The 21033-nt window shown below is 36.9% G+C and carries 8 protein-coding genes; all 8 read right to left on the reverse strand.

What is annotated here, in order from left to right:
• Window positions 1-19: 19 nt before the first annotated feature.
• Genes L323_RS27575 through L323_RS27600 form a run of 8 tightly spaced genes read right to left on the reverse strand, consistent with a single transcriptional unit; the run spans window position 20 to window position 21022 of the window.
• On the reverse strand, window positions 20-1228 hold the full coding sequence (locus L323_RS27575) for a macrolide family glycosyltransferase (protein ID WP_020814869.1): 1209 nt from the start codon (window positions 1226-1228) through the stop codon (window positions 20-22).
• Between the two features lie 2 nt (window positions 1229-1230).
• Complete coding sequence (fabD, locus tag L323_RS27580; RefSeq protein ID WP_020814870.1) at window positions 1231-2475, reverse strand: ACP S-malonyltransferase; 1245 nt, start codon at window positions 2473-2475, stop codon at window positions 1231-1233.
• 31 nt (window positions 2476-2506) lie between these two features.
• Entirely contained in the window at window positions 2507-4252 is a 1746-nt protein-coding gene (locus tag L323_RS27585) for a hypothetical protein (protein WP_020814871.1), read from the reverse strand.
• 25 nt (window positions 4253-4277) lie between these two features.
• Complete coding sequence (locus tag L323_RS0120565; RefSeq protein ID WP_031341896.1) at window positions 4278-7916, reverse strand: non-ribosomal peptide synthetase; 3639 nt, start codon at window positions 7914-7916, stop codon at window positions 4278-4280.
• A gap of 1 nt (window position 7917) precedes the next feature.
• Window positions 7918-9132: a U32 family peptidase gene (locus L323_RS27590; protein WP_020814872.1), complete on the reverse strand. Its 1215-nt coding sequence runs from the start codon at window positions 9130-9132 to the stop codon at window positions 7918-7920.
• A gap of 13 nt (window positions 9133-9145) precedes the next feature.
• Window positions 9146-12316, reverse strand: a complete 3171-nt coding sequence (locus L323_RS0120570) for a non-ribosomal peptide synthetase (RefSeq protein WP_051153511.1) — start codon at window positions 12314-12316, stop codon at window positions 9146-9148.
• A 17-nt stretch (window positions 12317-12333) separates the two neighbouring features.
• A complete protein-coding gene (locus tag L323_RS27595) occupies window positions 12334-13764 on the reverse strand; it encodes a B12-binding domain-containing radical SAM protein (RefSeq protein WP_020814873.1) in 1431 nt (476 codons plus the stop codon).
• Between the two features lie 16 nt (window positions 13765-13780).
• Window positions 13781-21022, reverse strand: coding sequence for a non-ribosomal peptide synthetase (locus L323_RS27600; protein WP_020814874.1), 7242 nt, complete (start codon window positions 21020-21022; stop codon window positions 13781-13783).
• Between the last annotated feature and the right edge of the window lie 11 nt (window positions 21023-21033).

Consider the following 21033-nt stretch of genomic DNA (forward strand, 5'->3'; position numbering starts at 1 on the left):
CATAATCAATAGTCCAAAATCATTTAATCAATTGGACTATTCTTTTCTTTCCCACATAAAGTAGTATATCCTTAACAGCCTGTCCGGGGCCGCCTGCATTTATGAAAGAATCCCTCATCCTTAGTGCATTCTCCCGGTATGAATAATCGGACATTATTTTTTGTACTGATTCTTTTAGTAAGTCTGAGGTAATCTTGGATTTATTCAGACAAATACCACTTCCGGTTCTGACTAACTGCATTGCAACATGTGTCTGCTCCTGCTGTTGAGGTATAGCAATCAAGGGAACACCATGATAAAGACCTTCATGAGTACTGTTCATCCCGCCATGAGTCATGAATATATTACATTCTTTTAATATTTCCAACTGTGGAACTTCAAAGTAGTATTTTACAGTAAAGTTGTTGGGAATTGTCAATGTGGGTATATCAATACTCTTTCCTACTGACATTAGTACATCTATCTCCATATTTCCGAAAGCCTCAGCACAAATATTAAAGAAATCTCTGTTGTTGTTAAATATTGTACCCATTGAAATAAAGAGTAAAGGCCTGTCACCCTTTCTGTTCAAATTCAGCTTTGGCATGTTCTCAATTCTATACATACTGGTAGGCCCTACAAATTTATAATCCTTCAATAGCTTCTCCGATTTCGGCTGGAATTCCTTTGATGTATACACTAAATTCAAGTCCTCATTATTGGACATAATATCAACGTATCTGCTAACCTTAATACTATATTTCTTGCGAAGTTCTTTTTTTATTTTTTGTACTTTAAGCATATTGGGGATGTTGGATAAAATAGCTAAGGTCAGACCTGTTGCCATTAAAAATGAATTAGGTTCATCGGCCAAAGTTGTAAAGGTGTTAATTGCAGGAAGGTTCATAACTTTTGCCAAGTACTTTCCCCAAGGGCACAAGGAATCATGTACTATGTAGTCCGGCTTGTCTCTTTTTACATCCTCTATCAGTTCATCAAGAATCAGTACACTTAATTCCAGATGAACCTTGAACAAATCAGTTAAATCATAAGTTACATAGTTCTCGTCAAGATAAAACTTCTCGCTGTACCTTCTGAACGTAGCCCCAACACTCTCAATCTTGTCTCTGAAACTCTCATTGTTATAATATATAACTTCCTCCCCGTTTTTCACCAACTCCTGTACGAGTCCCAAACTGGGATTAACATGACCATGAAAAGGAATATTGAAAAAAAACACCTTGGACATACTTATTTTCCTCCTTCAAAACCCGTTTCTTTAAACAGCAGGTTGAACCTTTCCTTTTGTTCATCAGCTGGAAGTAGTTTTGTATTAAAGATTTGTTTTAAAAGCACAGCCGCCTCTTCCACATGCTCATTTAAAGGCTCAATCCGCTGACTTATTAATTCTTCTTTTATTCCAACCAGTTTTTTGTATGGCTCCACAACACCTCTTTGATATTCGTTGTTGTCCCAGTTCCTGTTTTTTGTACTTACTGCCGCCGCTATACATTTTGTTATAAAAAGCAAACCGTTATTAACCGGATTCTCATCCGTTTGTCCAAGTGAAAGCTTTTTTTGTATAAGTACGATATCTTCGGGCGTTTCGGAGGAATATACCTTAATTGCCTTGTTGCTTCTCATAAGGTTTTTTAGTACTGCTTTCGGTCCCATTTCTATAGCATTATTTATTCCTGCCTCATGCATATATTCTATTGTGGACTGCCATCTGACAGGGCTGGTTATTTGTTGTGACAGGTAGTCAATTATTGCTTCCTTTCCGGGATAGGGTTCAGATGTTACATTTGAAATTACCGGCCATTCCATATCGTTGAAAGTACAGTTCCTCAATATTTCTCTGAAACTGTCTGCGGCAGGTTGCATCAAAGGACTATGGAAAGGTGCACTGACTTTCAGATAAACTACTCTTGCACCTAAGACTTTTAGTGCTTCTCCCGCATCGTTAACAGCTTTCAAATGCCCGGAAATTACTGTCTGTTCAGCAGAATTGTAGTTTGAAACCACAACTACGTTTCCGTTGCCGGATGCCCTGGAACACTCTATTCCAATGGTATCTAAGTCTATTCCACTCACTGCCGCCATGCTCCCCAAGCCCTCAGGTACCGCTTCCTGCATGAACCTTCCTCTCTGTCTGACAAGCTTTACGGCATCAGCAAATTTTATTGCCCCTGCACAGCATAGAGCAGAAAGCTCCCCGAGGCTGTGTCCGGCAGTATACTCAGGCGTAATGCCCACTTCCTGCATATACACTCTGAAGGCTGCATGGCTTGCCGTAAGTATGGCGGGCTGTGTATTTTCCGTCTTTGTCAGCTCAGATATATCTCCTTCAGAGCAGAGTTTCTTTAGATCAAAATCAAGGGCTTCATTTGCTTCATCAAAAATTTGTCCTGCAACCGGGAAGTTTTCACATAAGCTTTTGCCCATACCTATATATTGTGCTCCCTGTCCCGGAAACAAAAATGCTAGTTTGTTCATATTATTTCTATCTCCTTTCGGTCTTTAAAACTTATACACACTTAAATACTTTAAAGGTTCTCGCTTTAAGCTTTACTGTAAAAGATGTTTTACCATTTATAGCTGTTCCTTCTACAACCCTTTCGGCATCATTTTCTTTTTTTTTGCTACCAGTGTATTTATATTTGTTATCAAGTTCCAGAAGTTTTGCCCGGCACCTGTCAACCATAATATTTACGGTTGTATTATAGGGTAGAAAGGATTGTATAATAAAAGTATCATTATCGTATATAAATAACCCCACCTTGCTTTCAGCATCAATACTCACAAACATTCCTTCACAAATATAATCCCTTACAGCTTTCAAAATTTCTCTTGGAAAGTAGTATAAATCCGCGGCGTCATCAGGTATTGTCAGTATGTACATTGTACCTTTGTCATACCCCGCAGCAGCCAGCACAGGGAAATTATTATTTTGGCTTAAACCGGATATTATAGTCCACACGTCATTTGTTCCATATTCTATCTGGGGTATAATGATTTCCTCAGATGTGGAATAATACCTTTCATAAGCACAGTCCCACGTCTTATATGCGAACTTTTTTATGGAAGCTTTTTTTTCTGTGTAGTTAAAGGTTGCAATATCCTCAATTCCCAATCCTTGTGTAGAACGTATAAAACCTGAAGTCACAAATACATTTTTGCCCAAGGACAGGTGTTCTTTTATTTTCTTTATAATGTCCCTGTCTTTAGCCGCACTTCTTGTAAGAAAAATGATACTGCTGTCTGAAGAGAAGTGGGGTGAAGGTTCCATAGGCACTCCAAGCATTCCAATGTAATTGTGCAGATAATTTTCACCGGAAGAATGGTATGGCTTATAGCAGCTTATCCCCTGAGGGTTCCCTAGTAATCCGATAAATCCGTCTGTCCTGTCAAAGACATAACCTGCTAACGGTACGAACACGGATTGTTCGGAAGCCAAAAGGGAAAAACAAAACAATGTTATCTCTTTTGCCTTTGAAAATAATGTAAGATAAGCTTGTTCTCCATAAGCTCCCAAATTGTATGTACAATCAAGGCCGTCAATCCATCCTCCGCCATTTTTACCGGGTTTCACATTTTCAATATACCTCATTAGGAAGTAACTAAGGTATCGTTGCAAGTGTTGTTGAGTATTTTCCGGATCCCTTGTTTCTGTTCCTGTGTAAACCATATCAAAAATATCAGGTTGAGCTTCGGGATTATAACCGGTGTTTTGATAGTCTTCATACCAATTTGGATACTTTATTATAAAATTAACATTTGGGTTTACACCCTTTGCAGTATTTACTATTTTTTCTGAAACTTCTTTTAGAAGTTCTGTCCTGTAGCTTTGCCAGTCCTGTTCCTTTTTAGCAGCAATACATTTATCGCATTTGCAGTTGGTAAAAAAGAAATCGTCAAGAATAATTTCATCAAAAATCCCGGCAGTAAACTTTACGGAATCCAGAAAAACCTCCATGTGAGTAGCGTTATTATAACAAAAGGATTCAAATGCCAATTCAGGATCATATGTTGGCAGCGGCGTGATAGCACCGGATGTTAAAACCCCTTTTTCGTTGAAAAATTCTTTTATTCTTAACAGTTTCTCCTTCTCCACCATCTTACCGCTTCTATAAGTCTCCAAATATACTTTATTAACAAAGATATGTTTTTCTATAAAACCGATCTTCTCTTCAAGATAATCCATCTCTTCAATCAGAATAAGGTCATTCACAGTACAGAAAAGAGCTACACTAAAGTTTTTATACCCCACCATTTATCCCCCTTTAGCATTAATCGCATTAATTTTTCTCTTGAATTATTTTATATATATTGCCAAGTAAATCAGACTCCTGATTTTTGGCTGCCATAATCATATCTATCATTGCCATGACCTTCTCCATAAGCTCCTGCTGCGACACATCATCCAAGCCTATTCCGGTAGTAAACATGTGTTCAAGATCATAAAATTTTAGTCTGACAGTATTAAGGCTGGCAATCAGGTCGGAGTATTCCTCCAATAAACCGCTAATATCAACCTTTCTGTTTTCTGAAACATACCTTAATCGTTCATAGATGCATTTTTTATGCTCATATAATAAATGAAGGGTTCTGTAATCTATTGTTATCATATTAGGAGACAGTGTTTGTAGGGCTTCCAACACAACATCATATACATCCATACCAAACTTTATTTCACTTATGGATTGTAATTCTTCCTGTGAGATAAGGCTATTAACCCTTGAACCGTTTGTTCCGGAGGATTGCAGATGACATCCTATTTCACTAATGAACTTTTCTTCTGCAAAATTATATTTCTTGTCCAGCCTTTTCGGTTTAAGCAATTGGAGGGCTTCCATTTCGGCCCATGGTGCAAATTCCTTGTAGTGTTGTTTTCCATCTTCATAAGCTTCGGTAAATAAATTATAGTCAAAAGTAAGTTCCCTGAATATTCCATCAGTATCAAACCCTATTGACATAAGCTTTTTTTCTTTATTATCATAGCCATATATCAATGAAGGATGAACAAAGTGACTCTTATTATAGCTTGCCTTCTCAGGAAGATGATACTCATCTACATATACAGTCACATAGTAGCCAAGGTCGATTTTGTTCACAATAAACTCTATTATGCTTTTATTATTCTCCATCTCACTAAATGGAATATAGGTCTCATCGAATATCTCACTGAAATTGTTTTTTGGCTCAAGGAATTCAGCACGGCAAAATCCATTACTGTATTTAACAGAGAATATTTGCAAGTAATGCTGATAGTACCAGGGATAATTCTCCTCATCGGCAAGAATTGCACATAACGGAAGTGAACGGTGCAGGTATGTAGTGATATCCCTCTGAGCCTTTATTTTTAACATATTGGATTCTTTGGCTTTATTAACTGATTGCACGTCTCCTCCAAAACCTTCCTCCACTGAATTTGAGCTTTCGATATGTTTTGCTATTTTTGAAATTGTTCTATATGAAAATATATCTGTAACAGATAGTTTAATCCCTTGTTTTTCACATTCCATGGTTATTCGGATTGCCTTCATGGAATCACCGCCAATGTCAATAAACTTATCGTTTACTCCCACCTTGTCTAAACCTAACACTTCCTCCCAGATATCCGCCATCTTTTTTTCAATATTATTTCCCGGGGCTAAATACTGTTCACCGATTATGGAGTTCCCACTTTGTTTTAATAACATCTTTCTGTCAACTTTTCCGTTTTGCATCAAAGGTATCTTTTCCAACTGAATAAAAAATGAAGGTATCATATAATCCGGTAACGTCTTTGAAAGGTACTCCCTAAGTTCTTCTACCTTAACTACTTTATCTGAAGTCAGATATGCTACAATATTTTTACTGCCATTCTTATCTTCCTTGACCACCACTACAGCTTCTTTCACAAATTCACATTGTAAGAGACGGCTTTCTATTTCACCAAGTTCTACCCTGAAACCTCTTATCTTGATTTGTTCATCCATTCTTCCCAGGAACTCTATATTCCCGTCAGGAAGCCATTTTGCCATGTCTCCCGTTTTATATATCCTTTTACCGCCATTTAGAGCCGGAACAGTAACAAACTTTTCAACTGTAAGCTCCTGTTCATTCAAATATCCTCTAGAAAGTCCCTTACCTGAAACGCACAGTTCTCCCGGTACACCCACAGGCATAAGATTATAATCCTTATTAACTATATGTACGGTGTGATTGTATACGGGCTTTCCTATTATTGACGTTTTTCCTTTAACCATCCCTATGAAGGAAGTAGTTGCTATTGTATTTTCAGTGGGGCCGTACTCATTTATAAGTTGCGTATCAGGACAAATAACCCTGCTCAGCTCCACCAAATCGTCATCGGATTTTTCACCAGCCAAAACTACAAACCTTAGTGCTTCCAAATTCTTTTCACTGGAGCTATCAAGAATAGCCCTGTACATCGACGGAACCACACTCATGTTTGTCACCGTTTTATCACAAATAACTTTCCTGATTAGATTAAAGTTCATGTAGCTATTGCCGCCGGCAATAATAAGGTTGCCTCCGGATAACAGGCTGGAGTAAAAATTAGCTCCAAAGCCATCAAATGAGGCAGAAATAAGCTGTAGAGTAATGTCATTCTCACCATAACCGTATTGTTTTATGCGCCAATTTGCAAAATTAACTACACCTTTATGCTCTATCATTACACCTTTTGGTTTTCCGGTTGAACCGGAGGTATATATTATATACGCCAGATCTTCCGGTGAATTTATTTCATCAGGCTCGGTATTTTCCCTCATTTCTATACTTTGATCATCAATATCAATTATTTCACCTTTAAAACTTGTTTTAGATATGAGTTTTTTTTGAGTTACCATAAAGCCTGCACCGCTGTCACTCAATAAAAAGTTTATTCTTTCAGTTGGGTACTCAGGGTCAACGGGAAGGTAGGCTCCTCCTGCTTTGAGTATACCCATTATGCCAATTGCCATCCCGATTGAACGTTCAAGCATAAGCCCTACAATAATACCGGCTTTAACTCCTTTATCTCTTAGTACTCCTGCAAGCAAGTCAGACTTTTCGTCAAGTTCCCTGTAAGTAATACTTTCATATGTAAGGTTGTCATTTAATTCTGAAAAGCAGCTTACCGCAATGTTATCGGGAGTCCTTGCAACCTGTTCTTTAAATAAGCTTTGAATAGTTTTTTCATCTGGTTCTTCGGAACAACTATTGTTAAACACCGTATAAAGTTTATTCTTTTCTTCTTCCGATATTAGCTCAATATCAGCTATTCTGATATTTATATTTGATAATGCCTGCAACATTATATTGTTATAGCACTCAAAAATCCTGTTAATGCTGTCTTCCTTATATAAATTTCTGTTGTAAATAATATCAACTTCAATACAACCTTCATTTCTTAAAAAGGAGAAAGTTATGTCATTGCCGGGTAGAATACTGATTTCGTCTATGTTGCTTTTATTATGTATATTCTCCATAGCAGAAATAATCCTCACGGGTGACTCACTATCATCAAACTGTAAAAGCTCCGACAGTTTGTCAAAGGGATAGTGCTGGTGATTATAGCCATCAGTAACCGACTTTTTAACATTTATAAGAATTTCCTTATACGTAAGTTCACTCTGTATGTTGGTTCTTAACAGTATCCGGTTGTTATACTCATAAATCTCTTCAGGCCCGGTAAATAGCGGAGCTCCAACTAAAATGTCACTCTGGTTGGTATACTTATAAATCAAAACTTTTAAAAGAGCCGTTAATAAAGTATAAATTGCTATATCCTGACCTTTTCCTATATTAATCAGCTTATTTGCCGTTTCGTTATCAAATACAAATCTGCTGTTCCCTTTTTCGTAGCCGGATACTTTTAAATAGTCTACCGGAAACCTTACTTCTGTAAGATTTCCAGAAAGCTTTTCAAGCCAGTATTCTTTATCCATACTATTTCACACACCCTTTCGAATTATCTTCCTCGAAGTCAAGGTCAAAATCAAAATCCAACTCTGGTTTTGCGGTACATTTTTTAGCCCTGTTTTCAACAATTGCTTCATCCATTACTTGCTTAATGCTATTTGTAAACTCATCAAAACCGGTGTAATAATTTATTGCATTATTGTTCTCTACTTTTGCCTTATCAACATTTATGCTTTTTTCTAAAAAAGAGTTGCAATAATTACATTCCGGGCAATTATTCTTACAGAAATTAGGAATATCAAAGAATGGCTTTAAATAACCCTCAAGTTTCTTATTGTCAATCTTGATATTGAATAAGTTTGTTGGCGAAAACACTCTTAGCAAGTCCATCAAATTTCCGTCAAAAGACTCTTTGAAATAACTTTCTACAGTCCTTACCGGGTCTCCAACTGCAACTACCTGCCTTCCCTGAATCTTAAAGTAATTAATACCAACCTCTGAATAATATTTTAGGTCTTCAGGTCGTATCCATGCAGTTTTTATAAAGTTGCTGTTATCTTCATGGCATCTTAATATACAACGGTAAGGATAATAGTTAACACTTGACTTTTGCGAATTTTTATCAAAATCATGGGAACATTCATTATAGTGAAACATAGTGTATATGCAGTTTTTATGACATATAGTATTGACAATTATCTCAACTTTTTCACCAAATGCTTCTCTTATGTTCTTTAATGCCTGAAAGTCCCTATGTATTGGAATATCGACCACCATTCTGTCAACACCCATTTTTTTATATGCTAAGGCCTTATTTGCATTTGAAATCTGGCAAATTGCAGAAGCTTTTATGCTGAAATCATAGCCCATGGTTTTAACAATTTCGATAAGAGACGGCATTGCAATTGTCAAAGACCTTACACCTGCATTGTAAATCTTATCAAGATAACATTTTATCTCATGAATTCCTTCTTTTGTAAAATCTCTGTTTCCGAAGCAAGAAGTATTTAATGTGTAGTTAAAGTCAATATTCTTTTGTTTTGAATACTCAACATAATCTTTTAAGCCATTAAAATCAACCTTATTTAATACATCTGAAGGTCTGCCGGAGCCAAAGAGATTTCCTTCCGTAATCTGTCCATAGGTCTCTATTACCTTTGAACCTTTGTAAGAATTGTTAAGCCTTTCATATGCATCAATTGTCGTCTTTTTAAAGTCAGCCGGTACACTGAAATATTTCATAAAAATCCCTCCCTTATTCAAAATCAAATTCTATTTCCACGCTTTTATTGCCTGTTTTAGATAATAAATTCTCCCTTTCATTTTCATCAAGAATATTTATGTCTTTTATGAAGACTTCTTGATTTATGGACACATGTTCTGCTATCCTGAGAAAATATTTTGCAAGCTTATCAATTGTTTCTTTCCGATAAAGAGCCGTGCAATATATAAATCTCAAGGTAATATCATTGTTTTTCTCGTATGCATATAGTTCCAAATCTGCTTGTGCTATCTTTAATTCAGGTTCTATATAAGTAACCTTTAATCCATCTATGTAAATATCAGTATCATCCATGTTCTGAAGCATAAAAACAGTATCATGTAAAGGACTTCTTCCAATCTTTCTGTCCAATACCAAATCTTCTACCAGCTTCTCAAATGGATAACTCTGGTTGTCAAAAGCTTTTAGTGTATTATCTCTTAGCTCGTTTAAAAACTCTTTAAAGGTTTTATTTCCATTTGGTTGGTTTCTCATCATTAGGGTATTAACAAACATACCTGCCAAATTTTCCACATCGGGATGCATTCTGCCCGAAGTGCCGCTTCCGACTATAATGTCGTTCTGCCCGGAATATTTTGAAAGCACTATATTATATATGGCCAATAAAATCATGTACATGGTGCAATTATTATCACCGGCAGACTTCATTAACCGCTCTGTAAGTTTGCGGCTCAAAACAAGTTCAACCCTATCTCCCTCAATGCTTCTCACATAGGTTCTCGGAAAATCCGTACAGATTTCTCCAACAGGTAACTTACCTGAAAATACATTCATCCAATGAGTCTTTTGTTTTGTTACTATGTTTGACTTCAATAAGTTATTGTGCCAAAAAACAAAATCCCGGTATCTTATCTTTAAATCCTTTAAAATCTTTCCACTGTACAAATCTGCAAATTCTCTGGCTACAATAACCGTAGAGATGCCGTCACATATTATATGGTGCATGTCAAAAACAAGAATATGTTTATTTTCTGAAAGCTTGAAAAGTGCTGTTCTCATTAATGGGGCTTTACTTAAATCAAAGGGCTTTATAAAGTCATATAATGCATCATCAAGTTCATCTTCACTAATCTCTATATATTTAAGGTTCAGACTTACATCATCATGAATCCTCTGTATCGGCTCATTTCCCACAAATTCAAATGAGGTTCTAAAAACTTCATGTCTTTCCATAAGTTTGGCAACTGTCATTTCAACCTGTTTTCTGTCTATTTTTCCTTCAAGGATTAGCATGGACTGTAAATTGTAGCTGATATTTGACCCTTCGAACTTGTCCATAATATAAAGTCTCTTCTGTGCTGATGATAATGGATAACAATCGGTTACCGGGGCTGGCTCAATTGATAAGAACTCATCTTTCCCGGCAGATGCGATATAATACGATAGCTTTTTTACAGTCTCATTCCTAAACAGTTCCGATTGGGATAAATTGACCCCGAATTTTTTAAAAATCCTTGAAGTAAGCATTGTAGCTTTTAATGAGTGCCCCCCAAGTTCAAAAAAATTGTCATTTATGCCAATCCTTTCTGCCCCCAGTATCTCGCTCCACACTTCAACAAGGTATTTCTGTATATCAGTTTCGGGAGGGACATATTCAGTGGATATACACAAGCTTTTTATAGGGTCAGGTAATTCCTTTATATCTACTTTTCCATTAGTATTAAGTGGTATCTTTTCTAACTTAACAAAGTAGGAGGGAATCATATAATCAGGAAGTTTACTTGCCAGATGCCCCTTTAAATCCTGCACTTTAAGCTCTGAATCACCAATAATATATGCACAAATATAAGCGCTTCCGTCTCCCTCATCTCTTGTGTCAACCCGTGCCACTACTAAAGCTTCTTTTACATGAGGATGTTTTGACAGCTGACTTTCAATCTCACCCAATTCTATCCTGTAACCCCTGACTTTTACCTGATTATCCACCCTGCCGCAAAACTCTATATCACCATCATTACGGTACATCGCCAAATCACCTGTTCTATACATTCTTTCATCTGGAAAGAATGTATCAGGCACAAACCTTTCACAAGTTTGCTCAGGCTTGTTAATATAACCTCTTGCAAGACCTTCCCCGGCAATATACAATTCACCCATTTTGCCCGGCTCCATAAGTTTTTTATTCTCATCCAATATGTAAATCCGGTTGTTTGCCAAAGGCTTTCCTATGTTTATTTCTCCATCCGCCGTTAATTCCTTGAAAGTCGACCATACTGTGGTTTCAGTAGGCCCATACATGTTATAAAGTCTGGCAGTGGTCAGCTCTCTCAATTGTTTAAAAAGTTGTTTTGGAAAAGCTTCTCCACCTATCATTAGTTCAGTAAGACAACTAAAACATTTTTCACGGTTTTTACTGCCTAAAAGGAGTTTTATTCTTGAAGGGGTTGTCACCATCATCCGGACATTATTTTCAACTATAAGACTGCATAATTGCTCAGGATTTTTCTGCTGCTCTTCATTTGCTAATATAAGTGTTAGTCCGCTTACAATTGGAATTATCGCATCATTAACGGAAACATCAAAGGAAACCGAAGTAACGGCTATAGCTGTTTTTCTCCCGGAGTAATCTATTACATTCCTCATGGCCTCAATAAAATTGCTTACGGATTTATGCTCTATCATTACACCTTTGGGTCTCCCCGTCGAACCCGAGGTATACATAACATATGCCAAATCGGAGGAAGTGCTTATAGGTTGAAGATTTGACCCATCGCCCTCATATAGCCCCTCATCCTCAATATCTATAATTTGTACTGAGGCATTGTCTACTTTGTCAAAAAACTGCTTTTGGGTAAGTAAAAGCCTTGTTCCGCAGTCCTCTTGCATATACTTTATTCTTTCGGCGGGAAACTCCGTATCTATTGGCATGTAAGCTCCACCGGATTTTAAGATACCGATTATCCCTATCATCATTTCCGGGGAACGGCTTACCATCAAGCCTACGGTATCATTTGCCCCGACTCCTTTTTTTCTGAGCACCTTTGCTAATTTATTAGCCCTTACGTTTAATTCACTGTATGTTAATTTTTTATCTTCAAATACAATTGCCGTTTCATGGGGAGTCTTTCTCACTTGTTGTTCAAACCAACGGTGGATTGTTCTGTTTTGCGGAAAATTTATCTTCTTTTTATTATAGTCAAACATAACAGTTCCTTTCTCTGTTACACCTCTAGCAATTGGGGAACAGTGGCTTCCAGACTTGTCGTTATGACTCTAATGTCTTCTTTTTCGCAAAACTCAACCAGATCATTCACTCTTTCTACCCGTATATCATAGGAAGAGAATTGACTATACCAGTTTTCTGCACTTTTTTCTTTAGTCTCATCCCAGGAGATTCCATATTCATCGCTGTTTTTAAAAAGCTCACTATCTTTTTCTACCTGACAGCCAACACCCGGTACAACCTCATCTATGCTATTCTTATTCCTTAAAATAAAATTCTTTGTATCAACAAAATTCTCATAAGTTTCATTCGGAAATCCAATCAATATATAAATCATTACCTGTATACCACTGTCATGTGCATCTTTTAAAACCCTTTCAGCTGTGGGAATCTGATATCTTTTTTGCATCTTTTCAAGGACAGGAGTTGAACCTGATTCTATTCCGAACATAAGCTTTTTACACCCTGCTTTTTTCATCAGTTGAAAAACCTCTTTAGTCAGATTTTTGGATACAGCTACTTTTCCAACCCATGGGGAATTTATTTTATTTTCAATCATAAGGTTACAAAACTTCGTTAATTCCTTAATATTGGCATTTATTAAAGAATCCATAAAAGCAAGTTCTCTAAGCTCTCCATTTGACTGGTATACACCATACTTTTTCCTCTGTTCAACAAATTCGTTGTATACACTCTCACCTGACCTTGATCTGAAACATTTCCAGTATCTTGATTCTGTACAAAAGCTACATTTATTTATGCAACCTCTGCTTGCTGCTATAGGTATACACTCATAATTGTAATTAATCTCTGCGAAATCTTGGAATACCGGAAACGGAAGCATGTCCAGATTTTCTATAAAAGGTCTTTCCCCTGTATTTATAACCTTATTGCCCTCCCTGTATATAAGCCCTTTAATCCGGTCAAAAGCTCGGGCGCCATTAATTGAATCCATAAATTCAAGTAAAGTAATCTCTCCTTCACCAGGAACAATAAAATCTATACAATCGTGTTTTATATACTTTTCACTTGCCTCAGGCCCTCCAATAATAATTATCTTTTCAGGGTTAATATTTTTAATTTTCCTGGCCAGCGTTAAAACCGGATATATATTTGAAAAAAACGCTGAAAAACCGATAACTCCACTATCATTTCCTGCAAGGTTCTCCGCATATTCATTCATATATGGCTCTATGATCGGATATATATAACTGTTGTACTCTTCATATTTTGACCACTTTCTCGAATAATTGGAAAATATCTCTCTATTGTCATAATTAAGCTTATCTCTTAATATTAGATTAAAATCACTTTGGATTACGCTGTATCCGTATTTTTCAAGATAAGCTGTTATATACCCCACCCCAATATGCGGATGGTCTGTGCCACATAAAGGCATGATGACTAATGTCATTTTTTTAGTATCCATATTTTTTACCCCACTTTTAAAATAAAGTACATTTATCTATTAACTTAATAAGATTTGTCTTAAAACTATCTATTAACTTCAGCATTGTTTCTTTTATGTACTCATGTTTGTTGTAGTGAACCGTAATGTAGAGTTTACCTGTAACAACAGCCATCTCAATAATAAGTGTATATTTTCTCTCTGAATTAGGACTCTCATTAAACGCTTTGTTTAGGGGTGACATGCTGAAGTCCCCAAAAATCAAATTCATGTTTGTGTCAAAATCACCTGAGAAATTAAACAATATTTCCGGATTCAAGTTAAACTTAAGTGATTTTTTATGTTCCAACAAGGTAATGTCTCTTAATGTCTCATATCCAAGACCTCTCCCGGGAACTTTTCTGAAGGTATCCCTTATAGAAATTAATTGTGCAGTCAAATCTTCACTATATGACATATCCAGTACCATAGGATATTCTGTTGCAAACCATCCAACTGTCCTTGTTACATCAATTTTCTCAAATATATCCTCCCTTCCGTGTATTTTATAATCTATAAGTACATTATTTTGTCCTGTCCACTCTTTTATTGAAGCACCGAACGCAGTCGCAAGAATATCCTTAACCTCTGTTTCATGCTTTTTATTAGCTTCTTTGAAGAGTATCCCGGTTTTTTCTTCAGTTAATATGTCAACAGAAATTGTCTCATCATCTTTTCTTGTGTTTTCGGTGGAAAAATAATCTTTAGGAAGGGGCAAAACGGTTTTACTCTCCATTTCCTTCCAGAACTCTAACTCCTGCAATAAATCTTCACTGTTTGCATAAAGGTTTATCCGTTCTGACCATTCTTTAAACGAACTGGTCTTTTCCGGAAGTCTTATTTCTTCATTGTTTACAAGCTGCCTGTAAGCTGTGGCAAAGTCCTCCAGTATAACCATCATGGAAAGGCCATCCCATACCAAATGGTGAATAACCAGTAATAGGTGGTCGCCATCATCTCGTTTGAATAACCCAAGTTTCACCAGAGGTCCCTTCTCCAAATTCATGCTGCTGTTTATGGCGTATATCTCATCATCCATTATCTTTGTATCATCTAAGTGTCCAGTACAATCCATAACTCTCAGCTCAAACAATTTCTCGTCTATACCCCTGTTAAATTGAGTTACTCTGTCTCCATCCAGTTTAAAAACAATCCTTAAAGCATCGTGATGTTCCAAAATCTTTGTAAATACTTTTTCTACCAGTTTTTCATCAAATCCATCCTTCTTATATAACATAATTGATAGATTCCAATGATTTATATCCGTTCTTGTTTTTCTGAAAAATCCTTTTTGGGTTGGTATTAAGGCTATTTCACCTGTAACCGTATGATTTATTGCCTTTTTACTTTTGACTCTTACACAGCTGCTTACCTCTTTAATAGTCTGATGTGAGAATATATCCCTAATTTCAAGAACAAAACCAATTTTCTTAAGTCCTGAAATTACCTGCATTGCCTTTATAGAATCACCACCCGCATCAAAGAAATTATTATTAATTCCCAGATTCGGCGTACCCAGTATGTCCTGCCACACACTCAGCAGTTTTTCCTCCAGTTCATTTCGAGGTGCTTCATATTCTTCTGTAGTTTCCATAACTGTTTCAGGCTCCGGCAGTGCCTTTCTGTCTATTTTGCCATTTGAAGTCAATGGAATACTCTGAAGCCTTACAAAGTATGACGGAATCATATAATCCGGTAAATCCTGGGAGAGGAATTCTCTCAGTGTCCCAGCACTACAGTCTTCATGAGTTACTATATAAGCACATAGATACTTGTCCCCTGTTTTAGTTTCTCTATCTGCTACAACAGCTTCTCTGATAGCTTCATGCTTTAGCAATAGGCTTTCAATTTCACCAAGCTCAACTCTGAAACCTCTTATCTTAACCTGATGGTCCACTCTGCCTAAAAACTCTATGTTTCCATCGGACATCATTCTGCCATAGTCACCGGTTCTGTACATCATAAGCATATTAGAGGAATACGGATTGCGTATTTCAGAAACAAATGGGTCGGGAATAAACCTTTCCGTTGTGAGTTCTGGTCTGTTGATATAGCCCCGTGCAACACCAACGCCTCCTATATACAGTTCTCCTGCAACGCCCTTTGGTACCGGGTTTTTATTTTCATCCAAAATATAGAAGAAATTATTATCCAAGGGCATACCATATGGTATGCTTGTCTGGAATTGTCCCACTTCTTTAATTGGATAGTATATTGACCAAATTGTTCCTTCAGTTGCACCACCCAGGCTTATGACATCAGCTTTCGGGAAAAATTTATTGACTCTTTCCGGAAGCTTTACGGGTATCCAGTCACCACTTAGAAATACAAGCCTTAAATCTGTCTGAGTAAAGCTGATTTCGTCTTCCTCAAGTGTATTTATAAGATAGTTCATAGTGGACGGAACAGAATCCCAGAAGGTTATTCTTTCCTTCTTTAAAATCCTGCCCAAATTTTCCATGCTCTGAACCTGCTCTTTCCGTGCAATAACAATCCTTCCTCCCGATGCCAAAATACCGAAAACATCATAAACCGAGAGGTCAAAGCACATTGAAGTTACAAAGAGAAGTGTGTCTCTTTCTGTTACATTATATTTTGTGTTAACCCAGTTTATCAGGTTCACAGCCGAATGGTGTTCTATCATGACTCCCTTAGGCGTACCTGTGGAACCTGAAGTATAAATCACGTATGCTAAATCCTGTGAGTTTTTCTCTATGCAGAGGTTTTCTTCCGAAAAACGACTGTAGTCCAATGTATCAATTCTGATTATTTTGTTGACCGCAAGCCCATATTCACTGTCTGCCACAACAGTTGTTACATCAGAATTATTCAATATAAACTCAATTCTCGTTGAAGGATAATCCGGGTCAATCGGTATGTAAGCCCCACCGGCTTTTAGTATGGCAAGCATTCCGGCTATCATTCCAAAACCTCTTTGGGCAATAATCCCTACGTGATCCCCGGATTTTACGCCTCTTTGAATTAACTCCCATGCAATTTTATTTGACTTCTCATTTAGTTCCCGGTAGGTCAGTTTCTTCTCATTTTGAACCAGAGCTATATTTTCCGGTGTTCTTTTCACTTGTTCTTCAAAGAGCATGTGAATGGTTTTATGTTTTGGATATTCCGATACAGTATTATTAAAGTCATAAATCAGTAATTTTTTGTCCTCTTGTGATAAATATCCAACGCTGTTCAACGGGTAATCCCCATCATTTGCGTATTCTTCCAGGAGCCTTATATAGATTTTTAAAGCGTTACGGATATCCTCTTCATAAAAGTATTTTTGCGAATATTTAATCCATACACTGAAGTTTTCAAGAGACTTGGACACCTCAAGGTCAAACAATGTATTGGTCATCTCGTTTGGACTCAGGGTAAGACCGTAGCCTGCTTCAGTAGCCGCCTTACCCTCATTAGTATAAATACCCTTAAGTACATGAAAATCCGTAAAGTTAAAAATGGTATCAAATATTGGATTCCCTGTCCTGTCTGTCACTCCCGTTGCATTTGCAATATCACCCAAAAACATCTCATGGGGTTTTGCATTTAGCTGATACGCTTTTACCATTTGAAGAAGCTTTAGCTTGCTAACATTTTTGTCTGCTTTTATTCTCATAGGTACTGTTATCAAAAAGCAGCCAAGTGCCTTTTCGGAATCCTCAACAGCAGGTCTCTCATGGCTTACAACCCCTGTCACAATATCATTTTCCGTGGTTGTAAGCATGAGTAAATATATATATGCACTGATACAAATATCCTTGACAGTACAGTTATTTATTTTCCCTTGCTTTTCCAACCTGTCCAAAAGCTCTGTGCCTATATTCACCAGACATTTTTTACTCTGGTTAATATTACTGATTTTTTTGCCGGAATAGTTAAAGGGCAGCTTATTTCTGCTATATCCCTCCAATACACCTTTCCAGAAATCATTAGTCTCTTTTGAAGATTTTCTGGCGGTATTAATTGCAACAAAGTCTTTGTAGCTGAACTTAAGACTATTTAATTCAATTTGTTTCCCCTCAATTAAATCATTGTATACATTTATAAATTCGGTATTGAAGGAAGCTACACTCCATCCGTCCAGAATCGCATGGTGTATTGTTGTTATAATATAGTAATGTTCATCATCCAGTTTAAAAAGCTTAACTCTCCATAAAAGTTCGTTTTGGAATTTAAACCTGTTACGTAAGTCCTCACTCATGTAGTTCTTTATCTTCTCTTCCTGCTGGCACTTTTTAAGATTTGTAATATCATTCGCCGTAACATCCGGTATCAATTCTTTATATACAATCTGGACGGGCTGGTTGAAGTCCTCTATATTAAATCCTGTCCTTAAAACCGGGTGCTTTTTTGAAATAACCTGTAATGACTGCCTATAAATATCCAAATCAAACTTTTTAAACTTTATCATAAATGGGAATTGGTCATGGTAAATGGGCTCTTCCGGTTTTGATTTAGAATAAAATACCATTCCCTGCTGTATCCTGCTCAAAGGGTATATATCTTCCCATCCATCCGGTAATTTTGATACCAGACTTTTATCTGCAAGAATCTCTTCTTTTGCCTTTTCGACAATTATCAGACCGTTCATTAAATCACTTTCGGTTTTTGGTTTTTCACCATTAGCGATTAATAAAGCCATTTCCCCGATAGTCTGGTTTGAATACAAGTCCCTTATATATAGATCAGTGCAAAAGACATTGTTTATTTTACTTACAAGGCTAATTGCCTTTATTGAATCCCCTCCAAGGGTAAAAAAGTTTTCCCTGATTCCCACTTTTTCCACTTCAAGAACACTCTGCCACACTTCCGCCAGTTTTAATTCCAGATCATTTCTTGGAGGCTCATATTCACTTCCCGTTGTGAAATTTCCTTTTGGTGAAGGCAAAGCTTTTTTGTCTATTTTACCGTTCTGAGTTAACGGAAATTTCTCCATTCCTATAAAATAAGAAGGTATCATATACCCCGGAAGCTCCGTAGCCAGATATTCTCTTAAGTTTGCTGCAGTTAAGTCCTTATTGCCCATATAGTAAGCACATATATTCTTGTTATTTTCGGAATCTTCTACCACTAATGCAATTGCTTCCTTAATGCCCGGATGCTTTAAAAGCTTTGACTCTATTTCTCCCAGTTCTATTCTGTGACCTCTTATTTTTACCTGGTGATCAATTCGCCCTATATATTCCATCTCACCGTCAGGCAGCATTCTTGCAAGATCTCCGGACTTGTACAGCCTTTCATTAGGCTTGTAAGGATTCATTACAAACTTATCAGCTGTCAATTCCTGTCTGTTGAGATATCCATGGGATACCCCATCTCCCCCGACACATAGCTCACCCGGTACCCCACAAGGAAGGAGCTTCATATTTTTATCCATGATATAAGCCGTTAGGGTTGGTATCGGCTTACCGATATTACTCTGGTTTGATTCTATTTCCTTTTCAGTTATTTCTTTATAGGTCACATGGACTGTAGTTTCAGTTATTCCGTACATATTTACCAGCTTGGTATTCGGATATTTTCTTCTCCAGTCTTTTAACATTGCCGGTTTTAACGCTTCGCCCCCAAATATGACATATCTTATATGAAGCTGACTCTCACTTTTATCCAATTCCTCATTAATCAGATTTGAGAATGCTGTAGGTGTTTGATTCAATACGGTTACTCTTTCTTTTTTCAGCAATTCAAGATATTCCTTCGGATCTGCTGCAACGGTTCTGGGCGCGATTACCAGCTTGCCGCCATAAAGCAACGCTCCGTACATCTCCCATACGGAGAAATCAAAGCTGAATGAGTGAAACATAGTCCAGACATCATTATGGTTAAAATCAAACTGAAAGCTGTCATTTATAAGCAATCTTACTACGTTTTTATGGCTTATCAGCACTCCTTTAGGCATTCCGGTGGTACCCGAGGTATATATAACATAAGCGGTATTTTCAGGACTAACCTCTGTTGTTAACGGATTACTGCCGTATTTCTCCAGTGCCTCAACGCCATAAAACTGTATTACACCTGTGCTATTTCCGGCTTCCAGAGTATTGTCAAGACACAAACAAGCCTCAAGAGTTTTACACTGTGGCCCGATTCTGCTTAAAAGCTCCTGATAATCTTTACTTATAATAACAACACGTATCCCTGCGTCATTTATAATTGCTTTAATACGTTCTTCAGGAAATTCATTGTTTATAGGTACATAAGCCCCTCCGGCCTTTAATACTCCCAAAGCGGCAGTTACAAGATGCTCCGACCTATCCATAAGTATTCCCACAAAGGAATCTGGCTTGAAATTTTGCTGTTTGACCAAAAAATTTGCAAGCTTATTTGCTGTTAAATCAAGTTCATTATAAGTAATATGCCTGTTATTAAATATCACAGCAGTCCTGTCCGGATTTTTTGCAGCCTGTTCCTCAAATATCTTATGAACGGTTACATTTTTCGGATATTGTGCACCTGTATCATTTAAGCGGTACAATAAATGCTCCTTTTCTTCTTTTGTAACCAGTTCCAGTTCTGAAATATTTGTTCCCATATCTGTTAAAACCTGATCCAATACATGCTTATAATGCTCTACAAACCTTTTAATTGTACAGATTTTATATTTTCCTGAATTATAGTGTACATTTACTTGAATTTGCTCCCCTTTTTGTACCGATATAATCAAGTCATTATTAAAGGAATCGGGCATATCAAAAGCAATTGTTTCATTATGTATACTGGATAAAGTCAGTACTATACTGAAAAAAGTAGCTTCAACGTTTTCGCCATTAATTATTTCCATCAATTTACTAACAGGGTAATGTTGATTTTTATATCCATAAGTTAAGGTTTCTTTTATTTCTCTCAGTAAAGCTGCGAAGGTTAAGCCATCATCAACATTATCCCTTAGAGCAATTAACTTATTTGTAAGGTGCTTTTGCTCCCCCTGAACAAAAACCGGAGATCCAATTACAATATCGTTCTGGCCCGTATAACGGTATAATAAAACCTTCAAAGCTCCTAAAAGTATTACATATAGTGCAAGGTCATTTCCCTTGCCGGCACTTAGGAGCCTTTGCGAGGTTTCCTGACTTAAATTTGATTTATAGTGTCTCTTTTCGGAATTATTATCTTCCTTGACAAGATCGTATGGTAAATATACTTTACTTGCACTTCCGGATAATTTATCAATCCAGTACTGCTTTGCATCTACAAATTCCTTTAAAGATAAAGCAGCCTCATCAATTTTTTCGTTCATTTTTTATCACT

This window comes from Ruminiclostridium papyrosolvens C7, from assembly GCF_000421965.1.
GTDB lineage: Bacteria > Bacillota > Clostridia > Acetivibrionales > DSM-1351 > Ruminiclostridium > Ruminiclostridium papyrosolvens_A.